Source organism: Nostoc sp. (assembly GCF_036919495.1).
Taxonomy (GTDB): Bacteria; Cyanobacteriota; Cyanobacteriia; order Cyanobacteriales; family Nostocaceae; genus Nostoc.
The window spans coordinates 129,310-154,244 of record NZ_JBALBZ010000170.1; the positions used below are offsets into that span (position 1 = coordinate 129,310).

Annotated in this window: 25 protein-coding genes and 1 tRNA gene; 15 read left to right on the forward strand and 11 right to left on the reverse strand. The window is 41.9% G+C overall.

Going from position 1 to position 24,935, the window contains the following annotated elements:
• Positions 1 to 4: 4 nt before the first annotated feature.
• Complete coding sequence (locus V7K25_RS24430) at positions 5 to 817, forward strand: Uma2 family endonuclease (RefSeq protein WP_335161395.1); 813 nt, start codon at positions 5 to 7, stop codon at positions 815 to 817.
• Between the two features lie 603 nt (positions 818 to 1,420).
• A complete protein-coding gene (locus tag V7K25_RS24435) occupies positions 1,421 to 2,671 on the forward strand; it encodes a serine/threonine-protein kinase (RefSeq protein ID WP_335161397.1) in 1,251 nt (416 codons plus the stop codon).
• A gap of 146 nt (positions 2,672 to 2,817) precedes the next feature.
• On the opposite strand, the gene V7K25_RS24440 is transcribed toward V7K25_RS24435, so the two are convergent.
• Positions 2,818 to 3,726: a c-type heme family protein gene (locus V7K25_RS24440; protein WP_335161399.1), complete on the reverse strand. Its 909-nt coding sequence runs from the start codon at positions 3,724 to 3,726 to the stop codon at positions 2,818 to 2,820.
• Between the two features lie 288 nt (positions 3,727 to 4,014).
• On the opposite strand from V7K25_RS24440, the gene V7K25_RS24445 reads away from it, so the two are divergent.
• The gene (locus V7K25_RS24445; protein WP_335161401.1) at positions 4,015 to 5,907 is read left to right on the forward strand and encodes a serine/threonine-protein kinase; all 1,893 of its coding nucleotides are present in this window, start codon (positions 4,015 to 4,017) and stop codon (positions 5,905 to 5,907) included.
• Between the two features lie 187 nt (positions 5,908 to 6,094).
• The gene (locus tag V7K25_RS24450; RefSeq protein WP_335161611.1) at positions 6,095 to 6,988 is read left to right on the forward strand and encodes an SDH family Clp fold serine proteinase; all 894 of its coding nucleotides are present in this window, start codon (positions 6,095 to 6,097) and stop codon (positions 6,986 to 6,988) included.
• 29 nt (positions 6,989 to 7,017) lie between these two features.
• On the opposite strand, the gene V7K25_RS24455 is transcribed toward V7K25_RS24450, so the two are convergent.
• Complete coding sequence (locus V7K25_RS24455) at positions 7,018 to 7,743, reverse strand: peptidoglycan-binding protein (protein ID WP_335161403.1); 726 nt, start codon at positions 7,741 to 7,743, stop codon at positions 7,018 to 7,020.
• A 451-nt stretch (positions 7,744 to 8,194) separates the two neighbouring features.
• Here V7K25_RS24455 and V7K25_RS24460 point away from each other — a divergent pair, with 451 nt between their 5' ends.
• The 7 genes from V7K25_RS24460 to V7K25_RS24490 all read left to right on the forward strand — a co-directional run bounded on the left by V7K25_RS24460 (position 8,195) and on the right by V7K25_RS24490 (position 16,893).
• Positions 8,195 to 9,613: a hypothetical protein gene (locus V7K25_RS24460; protein WP_442948113.1), complete on the forward strand. Its 1,419-nt coding sequence runs from the start codon at positions 8,195 to 8,197 to the stop codon at positions 9,611 to 9,613.
• 229 nt (positions 9,614 to 9,842) lie between these two features.
• Positions 9,843 to 10,304, forward strand: a complete 462-nt coding sequence (gene rimP, locus V7K25_RS24465) for a ribosome maturation factor RimP (RefSeq protein ID WP_335161407.1) — start codon at positions 9,843 to 9,845, stop codon at positions 10,302 to 10,304.
• 188 nt (positions 10,305 to 10,492) lie between these two features.
• Positions 10,493 to 11,779 (forward strand): transcription termination factor NusA, encoded by a 1,287-nt coding sequence (nusA, locus tag V7K25_RS24470; protein ID WP_335161409.1) that lies wholly within the window; start codon positions 10,493 to 10,495, stop codon positions 11,777 to 11,779.
• Between the two features lie 148 nt (positions 11,780 to 11,927).
• Positions 11,928 to 12,197, forward strand: coding sequence for a YlxR family protein (locus V7K25_RS24475; RefSeq protein WP_335161411.1), 270 nt, complete (start codon positions 11,928 to 11,930; stop codon positions 12,195 to 12,197).
• Between the two features lie 482 nt (positions 12,198 to 12,679).
• Positions 12,680 to 15,838 carry a translation initiation factor IF-2 gene (gene infB / locus V7K25_RS24480; protein ID WP_335161413.1) on the forward strand — a complete coding sequence of 1,053 codons (3,159 nt, stop codon included), beginning with the start codon at positions 12,680 to 12,682 and terminating at the stop codon, positions 15,836 to 15,838.
• 104 nt (positions 15,839 to 15,942) lie between these two features.
• A complete protein-coding gene (locus tag V7K25_RS24485) occupies positions 15,943 to 16,563 on the forward strand; it encodes a low-complexity tail membrane protein (RefSeq protein ID WP_335161415.1) in 621 nt (206 codons plus the stop codon).
• Between the two features lie 132 nt (positions 16,564 to 16,695).
• Complete coding sequence (locus V7K25_RS24490) at positions 16,696 to 16,893, forward strand: hypothetical protein (protein ID WP_229492072.1); 198 nt, start codon at positions 16,696 to 16,698, stop codon at positions 16,891 to 16,893.
• Here V7K25_RS24490 and V7K25_RS24495 read toward each other — a convergent pair.
• A complete protein-coding gene (locus V7K25_RS24495) occupies positions 16,890 to 17,426 on the reverse strand; it encodes an alpha/beta hydrolase (RefSeq protein ID WP_335161417.1) in 537 nt (178 codons plus the stop codon). The two genes, V7K25_RS24490 and V7K25_RS24495, sit on opposite strands and share 4 nt — an antisense overlap.
• Before the next feature lie 594 nt (positions 17,427 to 18,020).
• On the opposite strand from V7K25_RS24495, the gene V7K25_RS24500 reads away from it, so the two are divergent.
• Positions 18,021 to 19,718, forward strand: coding sequence for a DUF1565 domain-containing protein (locus V7K25_RS24500; RefSeq protein ID WP_335161419.1), 1,698 nt, complete (start codon positions 18,021 to 18,023; stop codon positions 19,716 to 19,718).
• Positions 19,719 to 20,146: 428 nt separating this feature from the next.
• Here the strand turns inward: V7K25_RS24500 and V7K25_RS24505 are convergent, their stop codons facing one another.
• On the reverse strand, positions 20,147 to 20,440 hold the full coding sequence (locus V7K25_RS24505) for a DUF3493 domain-containing protein (protein WP_335161421.1): 294 nt from the start codon (positions 20,438 to 20,440) through the stop codon (positions 20,147 to 20,149).
• A 33-nt stretch (positions 20,441 to 20,473) separates the two neighbouring features.
• Between V7K25_RS24505 and V7K25_RS24510 the strand changes: the two genes are divergently transcribed.
• The 3 genes from V7K25_RS24510 to V7K25_RS24520 all read left to right on the forward strand — a co-directional run bounded on the left by V7K25_RS24510 (position 20,474) and on the right by V7K25_RS24520 (position 21,528).
• Positions 20,474 to 20,545 (forward strand) — tRNA-Thr (locus V7K25_RS24510).
• Between the two features lie 285 nt (positions 20,546 to 20,830).
• On the forward strand, positions 20,831 to 21,049 hold the full coding sequence (locus tag V7K25_RS24515) for a hypothetical protein (RefSeq protein ID WP_335161423.1): 219 nt from the start codon (positions 20,831 to 20,833) through the stop codon (positions 21,047 to 21,049).
• Between the two features lie 113 nt (positions 21,050 to 21,162).
• Positions 21,163 to 21,528, forward strand: coding sequence for a hypothetical protein (locus V7K25_RS24520; protein ID WP_335161425.1), 366 nt, complete (start codon positions 21,163 to 21,165; stop codon positions 21,526 to 21,528).
• A 25-nt stretch (positions 21,529 to 21,553) separates the two neighbouring features.
• Here V7K25_RS24520 and V7K25_RS24525 read toward each other — a convergent pair whose 3' ends face one another.
• The 7 genes from V7K25_RS24525 to V7K25_RS24555 form a co-directional block, all read right to left on the reverse strand.
• On the reverse strand, positions 21,554 to 21,742 hold the full coding sequence (locus V7K25_RS24525; protein ID WP_335161427.1) for a hypothetical protein: 189 nt from the start codon (positions 21,740 to 21,742) through the stop codon (positions 21,554 to 21,556).
• 19 nt (positions 21,743 to 21,761) lie between these two features.
• Complete coding sequence (locus tag V7K25_RS24530) at positions 21,762 to 21,923, reverse strand: hypothetical protein (RefSeq protein ID WP_335161429.1); 162 nt, start codon at positions 21,921 to 21,923, stop codon at positions 21,762 to 21,764.
• A gap of 68 nt (positions 21,924 to 21,991) precedes the next feature.
• The gene (locus V7K25_RS24535) at positions 21,992 to 22,453 is read right to left on the reverse strand and encodes a hypothetical protein (RefSeq protein ID WP_335161431.1); all 462 of its coding nucleotides are present in this window, start codon (positions 22,451 to 22,453) and stop codon (positions 21,992 to 21,994) included.
• Positions 22,450 to 22,854, reverse strand: a complete 405-nt coding sequence (locus V7K25_RS24540) for a hypothetical protein (protein WP_335161433.1) — start codon at positions 22,852 to 22,854, stop codon at positions 22,450 to 22,452. Before V7K25_RS24540 ends, V7K25_RS24535 begins: the two co-directional genes overlap by 4 nt.
• Before the next feature lie 36 nt (positions 22,855 to 22,890).
• A complete protein-coding gene (locus V7K25_RS24545) occupies positions 22,891 to 23,112 on the reverse strand; it encodes a hypothetical protein (RefSeq protein ID WP_335161435.1) in 222 nt (73 codons plus the stop codon).
• Positions 23,113 to 23,212: 100 nt separating this feature from the next.
• Positions 23,213 to 23,569, reverse strand: coding sequence for a hypothetical protein (locus V7K25_RS24550; protein WP_335161437.1), 357 nt, complete (start codon positions 23,567 to 23,569; stop codon positions 23,213 to 23,215).
• A gap of 411 nt (positions 23,570 to 23,980) precedes the next feature.
• A complete protein-coding gene (locus V7K25_RS24555; RefSeq protein ID WP_335161439.1) occupies positions 23,981 to 24,925 on the reverse strand; it encodes a hypothetical protein in 945 nt (314 codons plus the stop codon).
• Between the last annotated feature and the right edge of the window lie 10 nt (positions 24,926 to 24,935).

The following is a 24,935-nucleotide window of genomic DNA, read 5'->3' on the forward strand; positions in this document are numbered from 1 at the left end:
TATTATGACTTCTTCTCCCCACTATATTCCTCAATCTGATCCCCCGCTTCCTCCTTGGGAAACTCTACCAACGATGTATGATTTACCAAGTGACAACCCAGAGGAACCAGGCTTGCCAGACGATTTTCACTTTTTACAACCCTTACTTTTATACTTAACTTTTCAGCCCATTAACTGGAATCCCGAACTAGTTTACAGTGCGGCTGACCTTAATCTCTACTATGATCTCCAGCATCCTTTGTGGTATAAGCGCCCAGATTGGTTTGGTGTAGTAGGTGTAGGAAAATTATACAAAGGGCAAGATTTACGGTTAAGTTATGTAACTTGGCAAGAGCCAGCAAATCCCTTTGTGGTTGTTGAGTTATTATCTCCAGGTACAGAAGACGAAGATTTAGGCACAAAAAGAGAAAGTGCAGCAGATAAACCTCCTAGCAAATGGGAAGTTTATGAACGAATTTTGCGGATTCCCTACTATGTTGTTTTTAGTCGCTACACTAATGAACTTCGGGCTTTTCAGTTAGTCGGCGGTCACTATGAACCGATGAACTTGACTAATGGATACCTACTAATGCCAGAGATAGATTTAAGTTTAGGCTTATGGCAAGGTTCATTTCGAGATATTGAAAGGTTATGGTTAAGGTGGTTCACTTTGACGGGAGAATTAATTCCCGCACCCACTGAGGAAGCTGCTGCTGCAACCCAACGAGCTATGATTGCTGAACAAGAAGCTGCTCAAGCTAAACGAAAAGCAGAACAATTAGCAGAACGTTTGCGTCAATTAGGTGTGAATCCTGATGAACTAGATGAATTATTGTAGCTTCATGAGTATTTTTTTATACGCAGCATAATTACCTGCTGTTGAGGAATCACCTATACTGAAAACCTTGATAGCCGATGCTGAAACAGTTATTTGATAACGATATTGACTCTCAGAAAGATTAATTTTTGAGAGCGATGTCTACAACGAGCTGCGCTAACGCATATTCAGCACTTGAGATATATATAATAATTTTTTCAGCAAATCTATAGCAACCTCAGTTTTTCTGAGAAACTATCATATCACGCTATATCTTTACTGTTCCAAAGCTCAGTGCCAATTGAATTACTAGAGGTAAAATGTGGTTCATCTGCGAATCCAAAAGACGATGCCCAGAGCAGTCGCAGAGATTACCGCAGACACTGATTATGTTCCGGCTGCTAAAATACGTAAGTATGAGTAGTATGATCGAAGTGCTTAGGTAAAAATTGTCTATTTGGTCACACAAGACCGTCGAAAGATTGTAGAAAAGTGTATTTCCTTGTCTTGACAGTGATGCTAATCTCAATTTTAGGGATGTTATAAGCCAATATCAGCTAGAGTTTCTGACTTTCAGCAAACTGAATAATCTATCAATAATAAAATCGCAAGGAGTGCGATGAGATGTCACAGTCCCCTATGACAAGACCAGAAATAGCTGCTGGAACTCTAATCGATAACCGCTATATTATCCAAAAACTTCTGGGGCAGGGAGGATTGGGGCGAACTTACTTGGCCTTTGACACTCGTCGGTTTAATGAAGCTTGTGTTCTCAAAGAGTTTGCGCCCATTGGCACAGGGGAGAGTGGGCTGGAACAATATCGCAACTTGTTTAAAAGAGAGGCAAAAATTCTTCATCAATTGCAACATCCTCAAATTCCCAAGTTTTTGGCTTGCTTTGAAGGAGATGGTCGATTATTCCTAGTGCAAGAGTATGTTGACGGTAAAACATATTCTAGGCTGCTGGGAGAACTTCAACGTCAAGGCAGAAACTTTTCTGAAGAGGAAGTTATAGAGTGGCTAAAAAATCTGCTGCCTGTTTTGGAATATGTTCACCAGCACAACATCATCCATCGAGATATTTCGCCTGATAACATTATGTTACCTGATGGCAAGGATCTACCAGTGCTAATTGATTTCGGTGTTGGCAAGCAAATTGCTGACATCAATGAAGGGAGAAGTTCTAACAACCAGGTGACCTTTGTTGGTAAAATGTCCCTTGTCGGCAAAGTGGGATATGCTCCCCGAGAACAGATTAGCTTGGGTTTATGTTCTCCCTCTAGTGACCTTTATGCTTTGGGAGTAACAGCTATTGTATTACTGACAGGTAGAGATCCATCCTTACTAATGGATCAATATTCCTTAGAATGGAACTGGCGTTATTATACCTATGTTACTGATGGGTTTGCTCAAGTACTCGATCAGATGTTGGCAGATAGACCTAATAAGCGATACCAAACAGCTAGGGAAGTTTTTATAGATTTAGAGCAGATTGGAGAACCAGAAGTGGCAATGTCTCCTGCAATCATACTTGATGATTTGCCCCCTACCGTATTTAATCCTGAATTTCAGCCCATGTCGGCAATATCGTCGTCATACAACCAACCTGGAGAAACAATTTTTAGTTCACCTACTTCACCAGCTATTCCGCAAATTGGGCGAATTAAAGAACAGCAACCTTCGCTCCAACCAGCATTTATTAAACATTGCCATCAAGAGTTAGCTTATCACATCGGGCCAATGGCAAATCTAGTTATAGAAGAAATATTAGATCAAAATCCTTACATTTCACCCGACCAATTTATTGAACTCATAGCCAGGGAAATTCCTGACTTTCAAGCAGCTTTTGAGTTCAAAAAAAGCTTATTCTCATAAATATATAGACCACCTTTAATTTAGAAATAATTTTGAATTGTTTAACTAATTCTCAGAGTTTAAGTAAAGAGCAACTAAAGGCAGCCAGTTTTGTGGTTAAGTCTAAATATCCGTTGCACAACTAACATTACGAATTACGAATTATTTTAATCCCCTATACCTCCCTGAGTGCGTTTGATTCTTTTCATTGCCATTTCTAAACTTAACTGCATCCGTTTAAAGGCTTTAGCTAAATTACCGATTTCATCATTAGACATCTGCTCGAATTCAACATCCATGTGTCCAGTACTAACTTCTTCGGCGATGCGAGTCATGCGTTTGAGAGGCATTACAACTTGTTGATTCAAGAAATAGTTTACTAACAGGATAGTAGCTATAAAAATAGTTGATACAATTAGAATAATTAGTAAGGAAGACTGATGGGCTTTGTTGATGACGTTATTTGCTGGTACTGTAATAATCTGAGCACCGACAATTTCATTTAGCTTCCACCCAAATCCATTAGCTGTACCATAAAGATTAATCATACTTGGAGGTGCAGCTTCTGGTACACTATGGCAGACCAAACAACTTTGTTCAGAAACTGGTAAAGGACGAGCAATATAAAAGATATCCCCACCAGGAATTGAGCGAAATCCACTAACTTCTTTCAGGTCTGATTTATTTCTGAACCTTTCTACAATTTCCGTCTCAAAACCGTCAGCCTTATCCCGAAGATTTGTCGGATTTAAAGTTGCTTCTTTGTAAAAGAAATCACGGTAGTCTGGTGTTTTCCGTAAAATCTCAAATACCTCCCGTGCTGAGTATGCAGGCACACTTTGCGGCAAAAACTCAGTTGCCAATTTATCAGCTAGCTCTGGATTAACTTGAGTATTGGTATATTTACGAATAGAACTCATGGTTTGTATGAGCATAAGACCTGTTGAGCTAATATCTTGTTTAGCATTCTCTCTAAGCAGAGAAGAAAGAGCAAATCCACTCAAGCTCAGACCGAATGTCAGAATGACCAGTAGCAGAATTGTAAACTTTTGTTTCAACTTCAGATTCTTTAGCATAATTTTACATTACCTACACGTCAAATTATTATGACCAAATATTGCTAAAGTCATCGTTTACTTTAGCATGAACAATTAAATAAAATTTTGGTGTAAAAGTATAGTTTAGCTAAAACTATTAGGGTATACCCAACTCTATATTAGTAATTATTGAGGTTAATGAAAATGTTCTCTAAGTAAGTAATTCAAAAAGCTACAACAGCAAAACAAAATTGAATTTCCAAAAATTCGTGTTGGCTGTTCTGATACCGTGCCAAAATAAATACCAGAAATTGTCAAATATTACTAATGGTGTGGAATGCAGGAAAGTCTTTATTTGGTGGACGGTACATTATTGAAAGCCAACTAGGTGAAGGCGGAATTGGCATTACTTATCTTGCCAGAAATCAACGGAATCAACTGCGAGTGATTAAAACTCTCAAAGAAGAAATTCTGAATCACCCCGCCTGGATACTCCACCGAAACAAGTTACGGCAAGACTTCCGTGATGAAGCAGTTCGGCTGGCTGTGTGTCACCATCCTCATATAGTACAGATAGAAACCATCTTTGATGAGGGAAATTTGCCCTGCATGGTGATGGATTACATTGAAGGCGAAGACTTAGGGCAGCGCCTAAGACGGATGGGGGTGCTATCAGAAGCAGAAGCGCTACTATACATCAGGCAAATTGGGAACGCTTTGACGGTAATTCACTCTAAAGGGCTGCTGCATCGGGATCTCAAACCACGTAATATTATGATCCGCATTGATAAATCAGAAGCAGTGCTGATAGATTTTGGCATCGCTAGAGAATTTATTCCCAATATGATCCAAAGGCATACAGTGTATCGTACTCCTGGTTTTGCCCCACCTGAGCAGTATGAATCAGAAGCGCCACGAGGAGAATACATTGATATATACGCCTTAGCTGCTACTTTGTATAATTTACTTACCGCAGTTATACCAACGAGTGCGGATGATAGACGTCACAATATTAATTTAGAACCACCACAATATTTTAATCCTAAAATCAGCGACAGGGTGAATCAGGCTATTATGTGCGGCATGGATTTGGAGTCAACCTATCGTCCCCAGTCTGTGCAGGAGTGGTTAGATTTATTGGGTTCTGATACTGGTGGCAATAAGATTGCACCAATATCATCTAACTTGGTGATAACGCCTAGACTTAAACCACCTCCACCTGTTGTATTAGATCAACAGAACTGGCAATGTGTACAGACCCTCAAAGGTCATTCTAGTATGGTTCATGCGATCGCCATTAGCTCAGACGGGCAATTTATTGCTAGCGGCAGTAATGACCATACTATTAAACTTTGGCAACTGGGTACTGGCAAGCTAGTGCGTCAACTAGGTCGTTGGTCTTCTGGTCATTCCAGTATGGTTCATGCGGTCACCTTTAGCCCAGTGTCCTCAAAGCTTTCTTATCAAAGGGAGTCAGGCAAATCTGCGGGAGTTGCAGAACTGAACTCGGAAATTTTAGCTAGCGGTAGTTGGGATAACACCATCAAATTGTGGGATGTAAACACAGGCAAAGAAATTCGTACTCTCACTGGTCATACTAATTGGGTGAATTCCGTTGCCTTTAGTCCAGATGGCAAATTTCTGGCTAGTGGCAGTGTTGACTGCAAAATTAAACTGTGGGATGTAAATACAGGCAGAGAAACCCAAACTCTCATAGGCCATTCTGACTCAGTTTCTTCAGTTGCCTATTCTCCAACAACGCCTGCAACTAATAGCAAAGATAGAGAGCTTGTGGCTAGTGCCAGTACTGATTACACCATTAAATTATGGCAAGTATACACAGGTAGAAACATTTGCACATTATTAGGTCATTCCTTCTTTGTTAACTGTATCGCCTTTAGCAAGGATGGGGAAATTATCGCCAGTGGCAGTGGTGACAACACAATTAAACTGTGGGATGTAAATACAGGCAGAGAAATTCGGACTCTCATTGGGCATTTTGATTCAGTTTGGTCAGTTGCCTTTAGCCATGATGGTCAATTTCTCGCTAGTGGCAGTTGGGACAACACTATCAAACTGTGGCACGTACACAGTGGCAGAGAAATCAGCACACTTGTAGGACATTCTAGTTATGTTCGATGTGTCGCCTTCAATCCAGATGGTCAAACCCTAGTTAGTGGTGGTGATGACGACACTATCAAGATTTGGCGACGGGGATAATAAATAATTCGTAATTCGTAATGACGCTCGATGACTCGCTAACGCTGCGCTAACGTAATTCGTAATTTTGAATTATCTCTCTGTGCTTGTGGTTCGATAGTTTTAAACCTACAGATAGAAATGCGATCGCTCAGAAATTGTCACAATAATGACGGCAACCGTTATTTTTGAACAAGAATTAATATTTATGGGCTTTGGTATTGGTGATTTATTCTGGATTTTTCTACTTCTGACTTCTTTGCAACCCCTTTGGCAAAAACGTCAAATAGAATATCGCCGCTTGCGTGCTTTACAACAATTCCAGCAGGAACGCAAAAGTCGGGTAATTTTGCTCATTCATCGTCAAGAGTCTATTAGCTTCCTGGGAATTCCCTTATCTCGCTACATTACTATCGAAGACTCAGAACAAATATTGCGAGCAATTCGCCTCACACCCCCAGATGTGCCGATTGACTTAATTTTGCACACTCCTGGTGGTTTGGTTTTAGCTACAGAACAAATCGCCAGAGCATTAATTCGCCACCAAGCAAAAGTTACAGTCTTTGTACCCCACTATGCTATGAGTGGCGGTACAATGCTTGCGATCGCCTCTGATGAAATTATTATGGATGCTAACGCTGTCTTAGGGCCAGTTGATCCCCAATTGGGTAACTACCCAGCAGCAAGTATCCTAAAAGTAGTGGAAGATAAACCCATCAGTGAGATTGATGACCAGACTCTAATTATGGCCGACCTCTCACGCAAAGCAATTGGGCAGGTACAGAGGTTTGTACGGACTCTGCTAAAAGATAGTATACCCAAACAAAAAGTTCTACCAGAAAATATTGAATCGATTATCGAAGCCTTGACAACCGGTCGCGTCACCCACGACTATCCCATCACTATAGAAGAGGCAACAGAAATGGGGCTGCCCGTAACTGTCGGACTGCCCCATTCTATTTATGATCTCATGGATTTGTACCCACAGCCACAAGGAGGCCGACCCAGCGTCCTATACATTCCTATGCCTTACAATGACCCCCGTCGAATTCTACCTATACCCAAGGGCAGACCCTTAGAAGAACCAAATCAAATGATTTAAGAGGTTTGGGGTAGGAGTTTTTGTGGCGACTAGGGTGTAGTTGTTGGTGTAGTTGTTGGTGTAGCTGTTGGTGAAGCTGTCGGTGTAGCCGTTGGCGTAGCTGTTGGCGTAGCTGTCGGTGTAGCCATTGGTGAAGCTGTCGGTGTAGCCGTTGGTTTGGCTGTTGGTTTAGCCGTTGGTTTGGCTGTTGGTTTAGCCGTCGGTTTGGCTGTTGGTTTAGCCGTCGGTTTAGCTGTTGGTTTAGCCGTCGGTTTAGCCGTCGGTGTAGCTGTTGGCTGACTGAAGACTGTCTTTGCTTCTTCATTCACCTTTTGGCGGAGTGCTAAATTAGCAATTCCAGTTTCTTGCAACTGATATTTCTTCTGATACTCCTTCACCACATCTTCTGTCCGGGAACCATAAAAATGATCTCGCGGGAGAGGAGGATTTGGCTTTACTACTGCATTCAAATTTGTGTGCAAAATCTGAACTATGTTAGCAGCAAATTGTTGGGTTTTTGGCCCTGCTATCCCATCAACTGGTTTTAGCTTATAACCTGTCTGAAATTCACGAATTGCCTTTTTAGTTTCCTCATCCGTCAAAGCACCATTTGTTACCTTGACGTTATAGCCTAACCCTCGCAACACAGCACGGAATTGCTGGGGGGTATAGCTACGTTGAGAGGCTGCAAAACCTGTGTCTGCAATTACAACACTAGCCGTTATCAGGCAAGTAACAGCAAAGTTCGCGCTTGATTTTCCAAACCCACACCACATACTTAAAACTCCTTTGAGTTAAACCAGCAGGATTATAAATGTTAACAGCTGCATTTTAAGTTTGTTTAATAACTTTTTTTGCAGTTTTTTAATGTTTTTTGAATAATTTGTGATTTATTTTTGTCAAATTTAACTTTGTCTACAAAAACTAATTTTTGTCATCTATCAAAAGGAGTATCTTATATTAGCAGAGATACAGCGTCATTTGAATCGAATCCACCTCTTGAACACTAAATTACAGTAGTGCATACATCTGTCACTTGTGTCAAGCTAGAGCGAGGGCAATTGGAGATGTTGTGCGAACAGAGAGGGTTGTGACCTTCGTTTAAAATTCATTCTGTTAAAGGATAGCTAAGGTTTAGCCCATTCTGACTCCTGAATTCTGTTTCGTTTCGATAAATGAAAAAGCTTATATTCAAAATAACCTAACATGTATAATATATGACAAAACATGAAAAATATAAAACCTTCTAAGCAGCGGAATCTTTGGTTTGAAAGAATTATGGCAATTACTGCCACTGTAAATTTAGGTTTAGTTTTGTTTAATTTAAGTTACGTACCTTGGCGAGATTTCTACTTGCGTAAAGTTCCCCAAATTATTCAGATTTATGACCCAATAAAAGGTATTGAACCCCATCGAGACACAAAAAGTTATCTAGAAACAGTAGATGCATTAGAAGAACAAGTCAGACAAACAGGGTTAGAGTCTTCTCAGGTAAATAGCAAACTAATACAAATAAGTCGTCTTAGCAGCGAGATGATTGACAGTAACCCGTTTGCGGGAGTGAATAAGAGTGGGACTCTGGAAAAAATCAAAAAACGGATGCGATCGCACATCGGTAAAGAATCTGCAAAACAGTCCTTTGCCACTTTTTGGAGTCAGCCTTACTTATCACAAAAGGGCTGGGATCAACAAATTATTTTTTTTAACGAGAGGATTCGCCCTTTGATTGCCTCTAACTACTTCCGCCAAATCGGTGAAAATGGCGAATTTATTGATAATTTCTGGATTATTGATTTACCCTTTGTGATTTTATTTGGCGTAGAATTGCTGGGGCGCACTTTCTTAATTAGACGCCGACATCCTGGTTTAAGCTGGTTTGAAGCAGTATTGTGGCGTTGGTACGACCTATTTTTACTACTGCCATTTTGGCGGTGGCTGCGAATTTTGCCTGTAGTCGTTCGCCTCGATCAAGCGCGGTTATTGAATTTGCATCCAGTGCGAAAGCAAATTCATCAGGGGATTGTCGCCAATTTTGCCGAAGAACTCACAGAAGTTGTAGTAGTGAGAGTAATTAACCAGGTTCAGGGTTCAATTCAAAAGGGTGAGTTAACGCGCTGGCTACTGCAACAAGAAAATTTACGTCCCTACATAGATATTAATAATGTAAATGAGGTGGAAGCGATCGCAGGTCTTTTAGTAAAGACAATTGTTTACCAAGTGTTACCCGAAATCCAACCTGCGATCGTAGCCATTTTGCGCCACAACATCGAAACCGTCTTCCATCAAGTCCCCGTCTACCGCAATCTCCAGAACCTCCCTGGTGTGGGACAGGCTCAAACCCAGTTAAGCGAACAACTGGCAACTCAAATCACAACTAATCTTTACAAAACGTTAGTTAGTGCTGTTGAAGATCCTGTTGGCGCAAAACTCACCAGTCAACTAGTAGAAACCTTTAGCAAAGTCTTAGGATCTCAAATAAAGGAAAAACACGTACTCTCAGAAATTCAGAGTTTACTTTTTGACTTCTTAGAGGAAATCAAACTCAACTACGTCCAGCGTTTGTCCCAAGAAGACATAGACCAAATTATCGAGCAAACCAGACAGTTACGAACACAAGTATCAGTTCCAGCAGTAGTGAAAAGATGAGGCCGGGGGAGATGAGGAAGCAGGGGGCAGGGTGAAAATTCCTCTCCCCTGCACCCTTCCCCCTGCGCCTCTGCCTCTTCCCCATGCCCAATGCCCAATGCACGACTATAAAAGAAATGCGCTAAACTACGAATTAGGCGAATCATAATTGGTTCGTCACAAGACTTCTTGGAAGATATACCTATCGCAGGAAGTGGGTCAGTGCCCACTTTTTTTATTGAATTTTCTCATGGCTCATCCTTTAGTTCCACAAATTATTGATTTGGCGACACCAGTAGCAGAAGAACTGGGATTGGAAGTGGTTGGCGTGGTTTTTCACACTAACCAAAGTCCACCAGTTTTGCGGATAGACATTCGCAATCCTGAGCAAGACACCGGGTTAAATGATTGTGAGAGGATGAGCCGTGCTTTAGAAGCCTCCTTAGATGCTGCCCAAATCGTTCCAGATGCATACGTCTTGGAAGTGTCTAGTCCTGGGATTTCGCGGCAACTGGTAACAGACAGGGAGTTTATTTCCTTTAAAGGATTTCCTGTCATCATCTCCACAACGCCCCCCTACGACGGACAACTAGAGTGGACTGGTCAGTTGATTCGTCGGGACGAGACAGCACTTTACTTAAACCAAAAAGGTCGTGTAGTCGAAATTCCCTGCTCCCTAATTACTAAGGTGCAGCTAGACGAGCGCCGATAAACAAAGGGCTAAGGCTTAGGAGTTAGAGATTAGAAGACCTTGGCTCAAGGCTAAAGGTTAGGGACTAAGGGCTAGAGATTAGAGGCTAGTGTAAAACTATTCTCTAATCTCTGGCTTTAATGCGTAGTTTTCAGTCTCCACTCCCCACTCCCCACTCCCGATTCCCTAATTTTTAAAGGAGATTGCTTATGTCAATGGTTACTTTACCTGGATTAAAAGAATTAATTGAAAGTATAAGTCGTGAGCGGAATTTACCCCGTCTTGCAGTTCAATCAGCTATTAGAGAAGCACTACTCAAAGGCTACGAACGTTATCGTCGCGCCCAAAATTTAGAACGCAAACAGTTTGACGAAGATTATTTTGAGAATTTTGAAGTAGAACTCGATATTGAAGGAGAAGGATTTCGCGTTCTTTCCACCAAAACCATTGTCGAAGCAGTCAATAACACAGACCACCAAATTTCCCTAGATGAAGTTCAACAAGTCGCTCCCGAAGCGCAGTTAGGGGACTCTGTAGTGCTGGATGTAACTCCCGACCAAGGAGAGTTTGGTCGGATGGCAGCAATGCAAACCAAGCAGGTACTAGCACAAAAATTACGGGATCAACAGCGCCAAATGGTGCAAGAAGAGTTCCAAGATTTAGAAGGAACTGTCCTGCAAGCAAGAGTCCTGCGCTTTGAGCGGCAATCAGTAGTTCTGGCAGTTAGCAGTGGCTTTGGTCAGCCAGAAGTAGAAGCCGAATTACCAAAGCGGGAACAGCTGCCTAACGATAATTATCGAGCAAATGCCACCTTCAAGGTATATCTCAAAAAAGTCTCTCAAGGTCAGCAACGAGGGCCACAGTTGCTTGTGTCTCGCGCTGATGCTGGTTTGGTGGTTTATCTGTTTGCCAACGAAGTTCCAGAAATCGAAGATGAAGTGGTACGGATTGTTGCCGTAGCTAGGGAGGCAAACCCCCCTTCTCGTTATGTTGGCCCCCGGACTAAAATAGCAGTAGATACCCTCGATCGCGATGTAGACCCAGTAGGCGCTTGTATCGGAGCTAGGGGATCGCGAATTCAAGTGGTAGTCAACGAATTACGTGGTGAAAAAATAGATGTAATTCGTTGGTCGCCAGACCCAGCAACATATATTGCCAATGCCTTAAGTCCAGCCCGGGTAGATGAAGTACGCCTAATGGACCCAGAATCCCGGCAAACTCACGTACTAGTGGCTGAAGACCAATTGAGTTTAGCCATAGGCAAAGAAGGACAAAATGTCCGTTTGGCAGCCCGTCTGACTGGTTGGAAAATAGACATCAAAGACAAAGCCAAGTATGACTATGCCGGAGAAGATGCCAAATTTCTGGCTGTAAGAACAAAATATCAATCAGAGGAATCAGAGGAAGACGATCTTGAATATGAGGAAGAATTCGAGGATGAAAATCAGGACGGATTAGAAGAGGAGGATAGTTTTGACAATGACGATGATGAATAATTGATTAAATTTGTAAAGTTTTGATACTGTAGATTGTAGTCTCAGTCTCAAGGATTATTTTCTCAAAAGCTACTTGGTATGAGTAAAAAATAGTAATAATAAACTTCTTTTTACATCCAGAATGCTGGACTGAGATTACCCAGAAACGATGAAACCAAATTATCGGCGCTGTATTAGTTGCCGGAAAGTAGGCTCAAAAGATGAGTTTTGGCGGATTGTCCGCGTCTTTCCATCGGGAAAGGTACAATTAGATCAGGGCATGGGGCGTTCTGCCTATATTTGTCCGCAAACGAGTTGCCTACAAGCAGCTCAAAAAAAAAATCGACTAGGGCGATCGCTACATGCATCAGTGCCAGAAGCACTGTACCAAAGCTTGTTGCAACGTCTAGCCCAGAGCAATACCCAAAACCAAATTTAATTGGAACAACTTTGTGACATCATCAACAGAGAAATTGTGCGAAAGCCGAAGTCGCGCTTTCATGACACCCTCTGTTGATCGTTGAGGTTAGTGCCAAAATAGTAAATGGGTGTAAAAGGCTTTCGGCTCTCTAATAATTTAAGAGGGGCGAGGCACGATTCCCAGAACAAGATGTAATCGATTGTGTTGTGGAAGGCTCAGAATCACCAAAACAAGAAACTACAAAATGGCAACCTGGTAGCGCTCAGGCGCAGTTCGGCGTCAGGGGTTCCTATAAAAATCTTTTATTTAAAAAATTTTTATGGGTGTCCCTCAACCATCATTCCTGGTGGGGATGCCATTATTAAACCGAAACATCTCTCTTTCCTGATTGGAGGCACCGGCAAAAACTGAACGGCAGTCTAAAAACAGTAATCCAAGGATGGAGATGTCGCAAACCAGGCAACCATCCGCTAAAACTGTAAATTAAAGGGGAAGAGTGGATGAACAACGGCAAAGTTAGAATCTATGAATTATCAAAGGAATTGAATTTGGATAACAAAGAGCTACTAGCAATTTGCGACCAGCTCGATATTGCGGTCAAAAGTCATAGCAGCACGATTTCAGAATCCGAGGCAGAAAACATCCGCATGGCTGCGGAAAAACTCGCAGCGACGAATGTCTCCGCCAAAAAGGAACTACGTACAACAAGCCATAAACCAAACTCACCACCAAACGGCGGATCTGCCCGACCTGCTGCACCCCACAAACAGCAAATTTTGGAAATACGCAAACCCAAAATATTGAGAAATACTACCTCCAACGCCTCTGAGGCGTCAGTTGCTACCAATACCCAAGCTGCCTTGTCTGAAGCTAACCCTCCCTCTCCACCACGGCCTTTCGCTACACCAGTCTCACCCATGAAGCCGGCAGCACCAACTAGACCTGTGCCCCGGACTCAATCAGAGACTCAAGAGCAACCTCCTGTCACGGACTTGGAACAAACGCCAAATCCAAATCAGGCGTCGGAAAAAACAGCATCCCAAAAACCAGAAAAAATAGTTCCACCTAGACCGAAAGCGGAAAAACCGATCAAACCGCAATTAGCTGCCCCACCGCCAAGACCTGCGGCGGAAGAAGCTCCGGTGGCAGATGAGCCAGTATCTCAGGCAGATAAACCGATTCTTAAACGCGATCAACGGCAACGGCCCGTCGAAGGCGATCGCGAACAAATTAAGCCCAGAGTTGCTAAACTGCCAACTGACCAGTCTCCACCAGGTGCACCACAAAGAACAAGTCGTCCTACACCCGCACCCACCAGACCAGAGCAGAGGGGCAGTAGACCATCTGCACCATCGCAACTAGGAGAGGGGCAACGACCCAGACCAGCCCGCCCTGGTGAAGCAGTAGCAGCCGCAATGCCGATCGCTACTCCACCCAGGCAGATGTCAGGAATAGCGGGCAAATCTCAAGGATTGGGTGATGAGCCAGTCGTCGCACCCGATCTCCTCGATTTGAAACGCCCAACTCCGCCTCGCCCCACCAAAGGCGGCAAAAAGTGGGTAGAAGAGGAAATAATTGACGAAGTTAAAGAGAAGGCTAAAGCTGGCGTTAAAGGCAAGCGGATCAAGCCGATATTGGATGATGAGTTTGAAGAAGATTTGCTAGATGATGACGATCTAGACTCACCAGCCACCGTCCAAGTCAGCCTTTCCATTGCCCGTCCTCCCAAACCCAAAGCGACTCGACCTGTGCAGATGCCAGGTGCAAGCCTTGCTAGCGCCCCAACTGCTAGAGGAAGTAGAAAACCTGGTTCTAAATCTGGTTCTGGCCGTGACCATCACAATAACCGTCGCCAACAAGAAGCCGATACAAAGCGCGATCGCCCCGAAAAGGTCACGATCACAGGCCCCTTGACTGTGCAAGAACTGTCTGACGTTTTAGCCGTTCCCGATACAGAGATTGTTAAAATCCTGTTCCTCAAAGGCATGGCGGTGAGTATCACCCAAAATCTTGATATTCCCACAATTACCCTGGTAGGAAAAGAACTAGAGATAGAAGTCGAAACCGTCGAGCGAGAAGCAGAAGCTCGGAAAATTACAGAAATGGTCGGCGCAGAAGACCTAGAATATCTCCACCGCCGTCCGCCAGTCGTGACAATTATGGGTCACGTAGATCACGGTAAAACAACCCTGCTCGACTCAATCCGGAAAACAAAAGTGGCTGCTGGCGAAGCTGGTGGGATCACTCAACACATTGGTGCATACCATGTGGATGTGGAACATGAGGGCAAACCACAGCAGATAGTCTTCCTGGATACTCCTGGTCACGAAGCCTTTACAGCTATGCGGGCCAGAGGAGCGCGGGTAACAGACATTGCTGTGTTGGTAGTAGCTGCCGATGATGGTGTCCGTCCTCAAACCATTGAAGCCATTAGCCACGCCCAAGCTGCGGGAGTGCCAATTGTTGTTGCAATCAACAAAATTGATAAAGAAGGGGCACAGCCAGAGCGCGTTAAACAAGAACTCACCCAGTATGGTCTAACCTCAGAAGACTGGGGTGGTGAGACAATTATGGTTCCCGTGAGCGCCATCAGGGGTGAAAACCTGGATACGCTCTTAGAGATGATTCTCTTGGTAGCAGAAGTTGCAGAACTATCTGCCAACCCAGACCGTACCGCCAAAGGAACTGTAATTGAAGCACATCTGGATAAAGCCAAGGGAGCAGTTGCTACCCTGCTAATTCAGAATGGCACCCTGCATGTGGGAGATATCTTGGTAGCTGGCTCGGCTTTCGGTAAAGTCCGGGCGATGGTAGATGACAGAGGCAAGAGAGTAGATATTGCTTCTCCTTCCTTTGCCGTCGAGGTACTAGGTTTAAGCGATGTGCCAGCAGCAGGTGACGAGTTCGAGGTCTTCCATAACGAGAAAGAAGCCAGAGCGCTCGCTAGCGATCGCGCCGACAGACAACGCCTATCCCGTTTGTTACAGGGTCGTGTTACCCTTACAACCTTGTCTGCTCAAGCACAAGAAGGCGAGTTGAAAGAACTCAACTTAATCTTGAAGGGAGACGTACAAGGTTCCGTGGAAGCCATTGTGGGAGCGCTCAAGCAAATCCCACAAAACGAAGTCCAAATTCGGATGCTGTTGGCTACTGCTGGGGAAATCACCGAGACAGATATCGACTTAGCAGCTGCCAGTAACGCTGTAATTATTGGCTTCAACACCACCTTTGCTAGTGGCGCTAGACAAGCTGCCGATGAAGCGGGTGTAGATGTTCGTGAATACAACGTAATCTACAAACTCTTAGAAGATATCCAAGATGCCTTGGAAGGTCTTTTGGAACCAGAGTTGGTGGAAGAACCCTTGGGTCAAACCGAAGTCCGGGCCGTCTTCCCAGTCGGTCGCGGTGCTGTTGCCGGTTGCTACGTTCAATCTGGCAAGCTAGTTCGCAACTGTAAAGTTAGGGTGCGACGCGGCGGTAAGGTGATCTTTGAAGGCGTCCTTGACTCCCTAAAACGGATGAAAGAAGATACCCGTGAGGTCAACGCCGGTTATGAATGCGGTGTCGGCATGGATAAATTCAATGATTGGGTTGAAGGTGACATCATCGAAGCCTATCAAATGGTTACGAAGCGCCGCACTCTCACCTTAACAAGGTAGTGTTGAGGGTAAAATGGTTAGAAGTTAGGAGTGATCAATTAGGAGTTAGGAGTTAAAGACTGCTAATTCCTAACTCCTAACTCTTAACTCATAACTTTTTATATATGCATTCATTTCGCTCTGAACCTATTTTGTGGATTCACGTCGCTGGATTAGCGACGTTGCCTGTTTTTTTAGTCCTCTGCTTATTCTTCCTGTCTGTAGGCGAGCCGTTTTTACCAGTCTGGATGGAACTATTTTTAGTTGCTGCCATTGGTATTCTCCCTTTGCTATGGATGCAGTTGCGTCGCCCTTTTTATATATTTGCTCTTTTAGGAATAGCCCTAAAGCCAGAAAATCTGACCGAACGGCAGCGAAAAATTCTCTGTTTAATTAATACAAAGGTAAATCGTATCCTGGCATTAGTAGCAGCAGTATTGTCGGTTTGGGTGCTGTGGCAGCTTTACCAAATTGCCCCATTAGTAGCAAATTCAGCTAAATTTCTCCCACAATGGCGTAGTGTTGCACTCGTGCTTGCAGGGTTAGCATTTTTAGGCAGCAATCTATTTTTACAAATACCTGTGAGTGTAATGCGAGTTTTAGTGACTAATGACACAGAATTCGCTGGCATAGAGCCATTATCTTTAGAAAAGATTAAGCAGGATTTCACGATTTTAGGAGTACGGGTTAATCAAATCGTGCCCCGGTTGTTGGAATCTTTGTTTAGGATTAATAAAGATTCATAGCAGCCCATAAAGTATATTATTTAACTTTAAAAGGGCTATAAATAAGTAGCACGGGGAGCAGGGGAGAATATATTAATAACCAATGCCCTATGCCCAATTACCGTTGAAGTTAAAATAAAGGAATGAGAAACTATGACTCAAATTCCAGCTTCTAGCGATCGCCAATTTTCTGCTGATACTGAAATTTGGTATAGCCTCAAATGTGCGATCTCCACTAGTTCCGGTTTTCAACGCTGGCAACTAGAACGTGATGCTCAATTACACGGAATTCGCTTGGAACAGCAGGTACAACGGTATTTAAGGGAAACTTTAGAAACTTTAGCTTACTAAACACCAAATAAATCTTGTAGGCTTGTTTGCAAGCGGCGGAGTTGACGGTATGCACCCTGCAAGCGTTTTCCATCAACTTCGACTTCATTTGTGGGATAATTCTTAATAATTTCGATTAGCGACACCTGCCCGTCTTGACTTGCAGAAAGTACCAAAGCGGCTCGCAAAGCCTGCCGATGTGCTCTGTGAGACGGTGTATAAATAACTTGACTAATTTGATCCAAAATAATATTACCAATCTGGCTATTTAGCACTTTATCTAAAAATACAAGGTTTACCTTCATTGGCTCTGTCAAGTACTGACGGATGGCTTTGGGATCTTGTCGCGCCAAAGCCAAATTAATTCGTAGTGAACTTGAAAGTTCACCTGTTTGGGCAAAAGTCGATAGCTCTTGGACTGAAAGTGATTCTCGAAAAATACCATAATTTAGCACTACTCTTTCCGCAGCAAAGACAGGAGTGGACAAAAGTAGAAGGCAGGTACTACCTACTAAAACTAAAGTGCGACGCAGCTCCAAAAATTTAAAACGCATTTCTCCCGATTCCTAATAAGTTTGCTTTTGCTGTGATGATATTCCAGCACAATGAATTGCGGCATCTGGCTTTAGGGAATACTAAAAAATAAACAGTTCAGTAGGCAGGATGAGCGCTTAGACAAGGCTAGGAGAGACTTGTTGATAAGACAATACATCCGCCTCATCCCGAATGCCCCCAGTACAGTGGGCAGCGAAAATCCACTTACCATATCAATTAACAAGACTTAGGGCAAAATCCCCTTATTAAAGGTTGATAAACTTCCGCCGTGCTGTACTAGTAGTCTGTCAAGGCAAGTTTACTGCGTGAAAAACTTCTTAAATAAACATCTTTTTTCTCTGACTCTGTGTCCTCTGTGCCTCTATAGTTCGTTCTTTTACCCTTCAAAGTTTGCTTGACAGAGTACTAGTAGAGTTTTATGAATAAAAAAATATAACTAATGTATAAGTTCTGTGATCTATCTAAGGAATTTAGCTGAATCAGTGCTAATCATCCAGTATAGTTTTGCATGGGTTTTACAGCAGCTACAAGGCTGCTTGCTATCTTTAACCTTGTTCGACACACTGTAATTCAGCACATCACAGACGAAAAAAATGAAATACCGGGGTTTTCACGTTTCTCCATTGGAGATTTTTCGCCATTTTTCTAGCAGTCATCTTACATATACTTTGCGCGTGGGGGCCGGGCTAACGGCAATGCTTGTTGTTTCTAGTGGCTCAATACTACTACCTGATGAGGTTAATGCTGGTGCAACTCACCCAGAAGGTATCGCCTCAACTCTTACAGCGCAAGCTCCTGCAACTGCCGCAGCGATTTACGTCAATCCAGCAACTGGTGCAGATAGTGCTGGTGCTGGTGCAACCTCAACTGCACCCTACAAGAGCATAAGTTTTGCTCTCAGTCAAGCCCAACCAGGTGCAGTTATTCAATTAGCACCTGGGAACTATAACCAGGAAAGTGGCGAAACCTTCCCACTGTTGCTTAAACCAGGTGTAACATTACGGGGTGATGAAGCTACTAAAGGTCAGGCAATATTGATTACAGGTGGAGGTTTTTACACAAGTCGCAGCTTTGCCAGACAGGACATTACTATCCTTGCCGATCAAGATACCACGATCGCAGGTGTCACCGTCACCAACCCAAATAGCCGGGGTACGGGTGTGTGGGTGGAGTCAACTAATCCCATTATCAAAAACAGTACTTTTACTAACAGTGTCAGAGAGGGTGTTTTTGTCACGGGTACAGGCAATCCCACTATTGAAAGTAACCTCTTTGTGCAAAACAAAGGGAATGGGATTTCAATTACTAGAACTGCCCAAGGACAAATCAGGAATAACTTATTTCAGGATACTGGTTTTGGTTTAGCGATCGGTGGTACTTCCACACCCCAAATTGTGGAAAATCAAATTATCCAAAACCAAGACGGTCTTTATATCTCCGAATCAGCAAAGCCCATATTGCGTAAGAATGTCATTCAGAACAATAAGCGGGATGGTGTAGTAGCGACTGTCAACGCTTTACCCGACCTTGGCACCAACGAAAATCCTGGTGGAAATCTTATTCGCAATAACACTCGTTATGATGTGAACAACGCTACTAAAACAGGTCAAATTGTCGCTGTTGGCAACGATATCGATCAGAAAAAGATTTTCGGCTCAGTAAATTTCGTTGCTGCAACTGTTAACGTACCCCCTGGAGGGCCTGTCGCCTTTAAAGATGTGCCAGCAAATTACTGGGCAAAAACCTACATCGAAGCTTTAGCCTCCCAAAATATTATTGCTGGCTTTCCTGATGGCAGCTTTAAACCCAATGATCCTGTAACCCGCGCTCAATTCGCCACTATTGTCACTAAAGCCCTAACACCACCAACCAAACGCGCAGTAATTAAATTTAAGGATGTAGCAAGCAATTTCTGGGCTTACTCTGCAATTCAATCTGCCTACCAGAGTGAATTTGTTTCTGGTTATCCCGATGGAACTTTTAAGCCACAGCAAAAAATTCCCAGAGTGCAGGCGTTAGTATCTTTAGCTAATGGTTTGGGCTTAACTGCGAGTAATAATCAGAATGTCATTTCCTTTTACACTGATGCTGCCCAGATTCCTAATTATGCGATCGCTCCTGTTGCTGCCGCAACTGCACGGCAACTAGTGATCAACTATCCCACAGCGAAGCAACTCAATCCTAATCGGGAAGCGACTAGAGCCGAAGTTGCTGCCTTTGTTTACCAGGCACTCGTCAATGCTGGACGTGCCCAAGCAATTCCTTCATCCTATTTGGTAACTGTTCAGTAAATGCCTGGTACCTCTGCGCGTAATTCGTAATTCGCAAGAATTCTAGATATTTGAAAGGGGTGGTTTATTTCCGCCGTGCTGTACTAGTTAGCAAATTGAAGCGCCAGACTAACAAATTATCAGTCTGGCGCTTTCAAAATTGTGAGCTTTTTAATTTTAGGGGTTTTTCAAAATAAAATTTGGGGTCTTTAAATATAGCTGACCCCATTTGAATATGGTTGGTTTTATGGTCAGGGTCTTTATATTGGCTGACCCCGTTTCAACGATTTCTAGTTTCTCAGGAATTTTTGCTTTTTGGAATTTCCTAATAATTTTTTTATTTTTTATTTGTTGATATTTTTATCTTCATCAAAGCATTAAAAAATTTGAAGAATATAAAGATATTTTAAAGGAAAACAATAAAAAATTAACAACTAAAATTTCTCCCTTCAAGAATTAGGATTTTTACCGGATTGCGTGCTTCGTTGCCGTCGATGTTCCCAGCGCCAAAGGAAGACCATTAGGGCAACTATTCCTAATTGGAGAGCTAAACTTGGCAAAGCACTCTCAATATTGCGTCCGGCAAGCACTTGGAAGAAAAAGACGAATGCACCGAGTGAGCCAGAAGCACCAAAAGCGATGTAGAAAAATTGTCGTAAGCCGCGATAAGGAGCGGCTATTTCTGCTTTGAGGCTGGCGTACTGTTCAGGGCTAAGGCGATTTTTGCGATTTTGATCTACCATGATTAAATCATGTTATACTCTTAGATTGTGTACGCCGATGTGGCTCAGTGGTAGAGCAGCTGATTCGTAATCAGCAGGCCGTGGGTTCAAATCCCATCATCGGCTTAGGTTTTTAAAAATCATATCTTTATCTTGACCGATTTTTGACCATTTACGCTCAAAACCTGTGGTGATAGCGCTACTCAAATGCTACTCATTGGGAACGATACCATAGGCGTTACAGCAGGCATGTTACGAAAAGGGAATTATGACTGATGAATTCAAAACAAGATGCCCCAGATGTAAGGGAAGCGGGAAAGTTTGGAGAGATACTAGAAAGCTAGTAAAAAGATTTTGCCCCTTATGTAAAGGGTGGGGTTTTGTAAACGACCAAGTTACAAAATAGGAATTATGACCAACGAAAGGATGGTAGAGGTTGAGGCGGTTATGAATGAGCGCCTATGCTCAAACTGTGGCAGTGTGGATGAAATGAGAGAAGATTTATTAGATGAAGGATACTCATTTGAGTGCCTTAAGTGCGGCTGGCAGATAATTATTAAACGAGATGAGGTTTTATGGATAGAGTCGGAAACGCCAGCATTAAAGCTTTCTAGAGTAGTGGATGATTAAAATTATGTATTACGAAGGTTATTTTTCTGATATTAATAATTTTCTTAGTCCAAAAATCAAAGTACATTGCTACTGCTGCGGAGGTGCAGTACCAAACTGGTGTCTAGAAGAAGATGAAACAGAATGGTATTGCCCTTGGTGCGGCGATATTGGTGACTCGTCTTTCTGGACTGCTCCCGCTACTCAATCTCCAGCGTCCAAGCTTATCAAGCGAAAAAAACGGAATTATGCCCGATCGAGAATATCCGCTTTATAAAATTGAATATCTTGAAATGACCCCAGCCGAGGAGGAAGAATCAGACGAATGGGTAGAAGCTTTGGAAATTATCGCGGAAGTTGACGGCGATCCATTCGATGCAATCCATTTTTGGATAATCGATATGGAATGGAGCATAATCGACTATCACCAAGTAGAAGAAGGAATGCCAGCAATTTATTTATCACCGACACATTACATAGAGTTAGAGCCGTCCAAGTGACAAAATGGAGATTACCGCACTCTAATTATTTAGACTGTGGCTGCTGTTCACCTGCGGCAGGCTGTTGTACCAGATAGCCAAGGATAGCAGTAGCAATTCCGCCAACAGTGCCAGAAACCCCGTGATTAATCACCCCAGCGCTGCCAAGCAGAGAAGATCCGCCAGCAATTAACCCAAAAATAGTAGAAAGCGTGTTTAAAGTTGATTTAGACATAGATTATTAAAAATTTTGATTACTTACGTTTTTTCTTGGGATTGGTTAAATCTAAATTTAAAAAATCCTTCATATCTTCTGGTAGCGCTTGCATGAGGAAATAAATTACAAGTGAAACCACAGCGATAACAATCACAGGAAGGAAAACCTGAAAAACTAAGCTTATAGTAGAAGCATCCATAGAGTTAATTTGAGGGTTACTCTAGGATGCGGAAATTCCTTTGATCCAGCATCAGGGAATTTTCGTATTTATCCCCTAATTTTAAAATTCTGCTCCTTCTTAAGGAATTGTTGTAACTCCTTGATTTCGCCTTTATGCTCTATGAATAGCTTTTCTGTCTTGCTCCAGGTATGATTAATCTTTTCATTAATGCCGTTATAAGCTAAAAGATTTGCATCTTTATAATGTTGATAGTCTTGCAAGTGCAAATCAAACTTTTTGTCAAAGTTAATAAGGTCTTTTTGAATAATTCTAGTTTGTTCTAATAGTTGTTGATGTCCTTCCGCTTTAGAGTGGGAACCTAAATCTTCTCTTAAATCACGTATTTCAGCCGTGATAGAGTTGAACTTAGTAATTATTTTTATAAAGATTCCCAATAAAGCGCAACTAGATATCAGTATAGTTAGAAACAGGCTAGTGCCTTCAAGGGTTACGACAAAACCTTGACTATTATTAACTAATAAAATTAGATTTGGCTGAACAGGTTTCATTTATCTTGCAAGAAGTTATAAACTTCATTTACCCTGTCTTCTACTCTGTCTTGTTGATCATAAAGTGCATAATCAGCCGTACTCCAGATTTTTATCTGAATATCTACCAACCAAGGTACAGGTTTAAAAGCAAAATTATTAAGAAATTCCCAATCAGTAAGTTTCATAAAAGTGTACCGTCTAAGTCCACAAAATCTACTTTTACCGTAGACTCTCCCGATACTACTATCATCAAAAAATGGCAGTAAGTAACCTGCTTTATACCATGCCGGATTAGCTCCAAGACTGTCAGTAAATACAATAATATATTTACCTGTAAGCGTTAGAGTGATAGAGATTTCAGAACTATTGCCGTTAATATTTTTGTGGCTACTATGTATCAGTGACCAATTAAGCTTCATCTAGTTGCATCTCCATCACCCTATAACGAAGTTGAATTATGCGAGCTTGACAGCTACCGTAACTTCTTTAACAGACACATCATTGTCAGCATTTAACGATTGATACCGACCAGCTACGCTCCGAGCATCAGATTTAGTCAGGAAAATATTAGCCTCGTTTAAATCCTCAGCTAGCAAGCCATCTGAGGTAGTTGTGGAAGAATAATATCCTAATAATTTGTCCTCGGCATCATTAACGGAGATAACGAACTTTGACATTAAAATACCTCTTTTTTGAGAGCGTGAAAATCTTGAAATTTAGAAGCAGTGGAAGAATGAAAGTCTAATTTACTAATTGAGTTAACAGATAGTCACTAATTTAGACATAAATTCTTCTACGGGCTAAATAGGCTTCTGTTATATCTTTGCCTTTGTAATTCTGCCCAGATAATCCAGCTAAGGCATCTTCGAGCTTTGCGGGAGCGACAAGCACATTCCCAGTAGCATAAACGGCTGTGTCAGATCCAGCAGTCCCAGACTTAACATACTTGACACGAATTTTACTAATTCCAAAAGTGGAAGCCGCACCAGTGAAAACTTTTGCATTCGCTGGGGCAGTTGGAGTAATACCAAGTAAAGTACAAACTGCTGTAGTATAGATGGTCTTAGTGCCAGAAAATTTAAATGCAATTCCTGTTGCTATTGAAATGTAGTAACTCTCTCGTGTGTTAGCCATAATTGTTTTTTGAGCTTGTTATTTAGTTTTATACTTTTTTTTTAGCTTTAGTTTATTTAACGAACCTTTAATACTTGTGCTTTGAATTAAGCATTGTGATTCAGAGGAAATCGCCTATTATCTCTAATCAGATTAATCACTATGCATTATCACTTAGAAAAGAAACTTTAGTAAAATTAAAATTTCCGTATATTTTCTAGACTTTAACACTGGCTTGATAAATTAATATCATCAGCGACAGGTCAAAGAAGTAAAATTATCTATTTTTAAACTATAATCAATTTCTATTCTACTAGGTTAGATACTACATATATACAAATAACAAGCGCTTAATTTATATTAAAAAAAAAGAAATAAATAGTTAGCTAATTATATTTCTATGAGTTGTTTATTAGGTAACTTATCTATAGTTTAAGCAAGTGCTTGATAATGCCTTCCAGTAGTATCAACTAGATAAATTGGTCTATCTTTACCCCGTAAATATAAATAAGCATACCTAAAACGGACATTAACAATAGGTCTGTATCTTGGCTTTTTCTTTTTGGCACCATAGACCAATTCTGTCTCAGTTGGATTTGTAATTGAAGCTTTTTTGGGGATGCTAACTACTAATCTATTTTCATCGTATGGAATATTTTGGCATTTTAAAAGACGGGTAATTATATCTTGTGTATCAGTTTCAGTATTTCCATAGATTTGTAAGCGATAACCATGCTCTTCATGGTAGTATTTGTAAATATTTTTCCCTTTTGTAAAAACTATTCCTTGCCCATTTAAAACAAACTGACTCTTGACTTCTTTTGCTATCGCTAGTGCTTTTGATGGGGTCATTGTCGCTGGCGTTTCGTTCATCAGACGAAAAGAATATTCCGCTTTTACTTTTATTTCACCTTCAGGAATACTAGCGGAATCTTGAGTAAAATACAAAAATACTTGTGGCCTGCCAACAACAGACTCTTGAAACTGTTCGGCAGGAATGCCATAAAAAACACCTAAATCTTTTTTACCATATCCCAACAAATCAAATAATAAATGATGTCTCAAGTTCATTATTGCTTCGTTGTCATCATCAAGCATAGTACAAGCGACACGCAAGCTACTACGGGCTGTAGCAACATTAGGTTTCCAATCTTCAGGATGATCAGAAAAATATTTCTTTACTAATGCATTGTGTTGAGGGATATAGACTTTTTGTAAATGGTCAAATGGCTTAAAATTATCAGGTAATTTATCTTCCGGTGGTGTAGCCGCTGTGATAATCGGATTGCTTGGAGTTAGTGTTTGACCAGTTGGAATATCAGAAGTCGGAGGTAATTGTCTCCCTTGGTCGTCCCTTGCTGGAATGTAATTCCCCATTTTTTGTTAC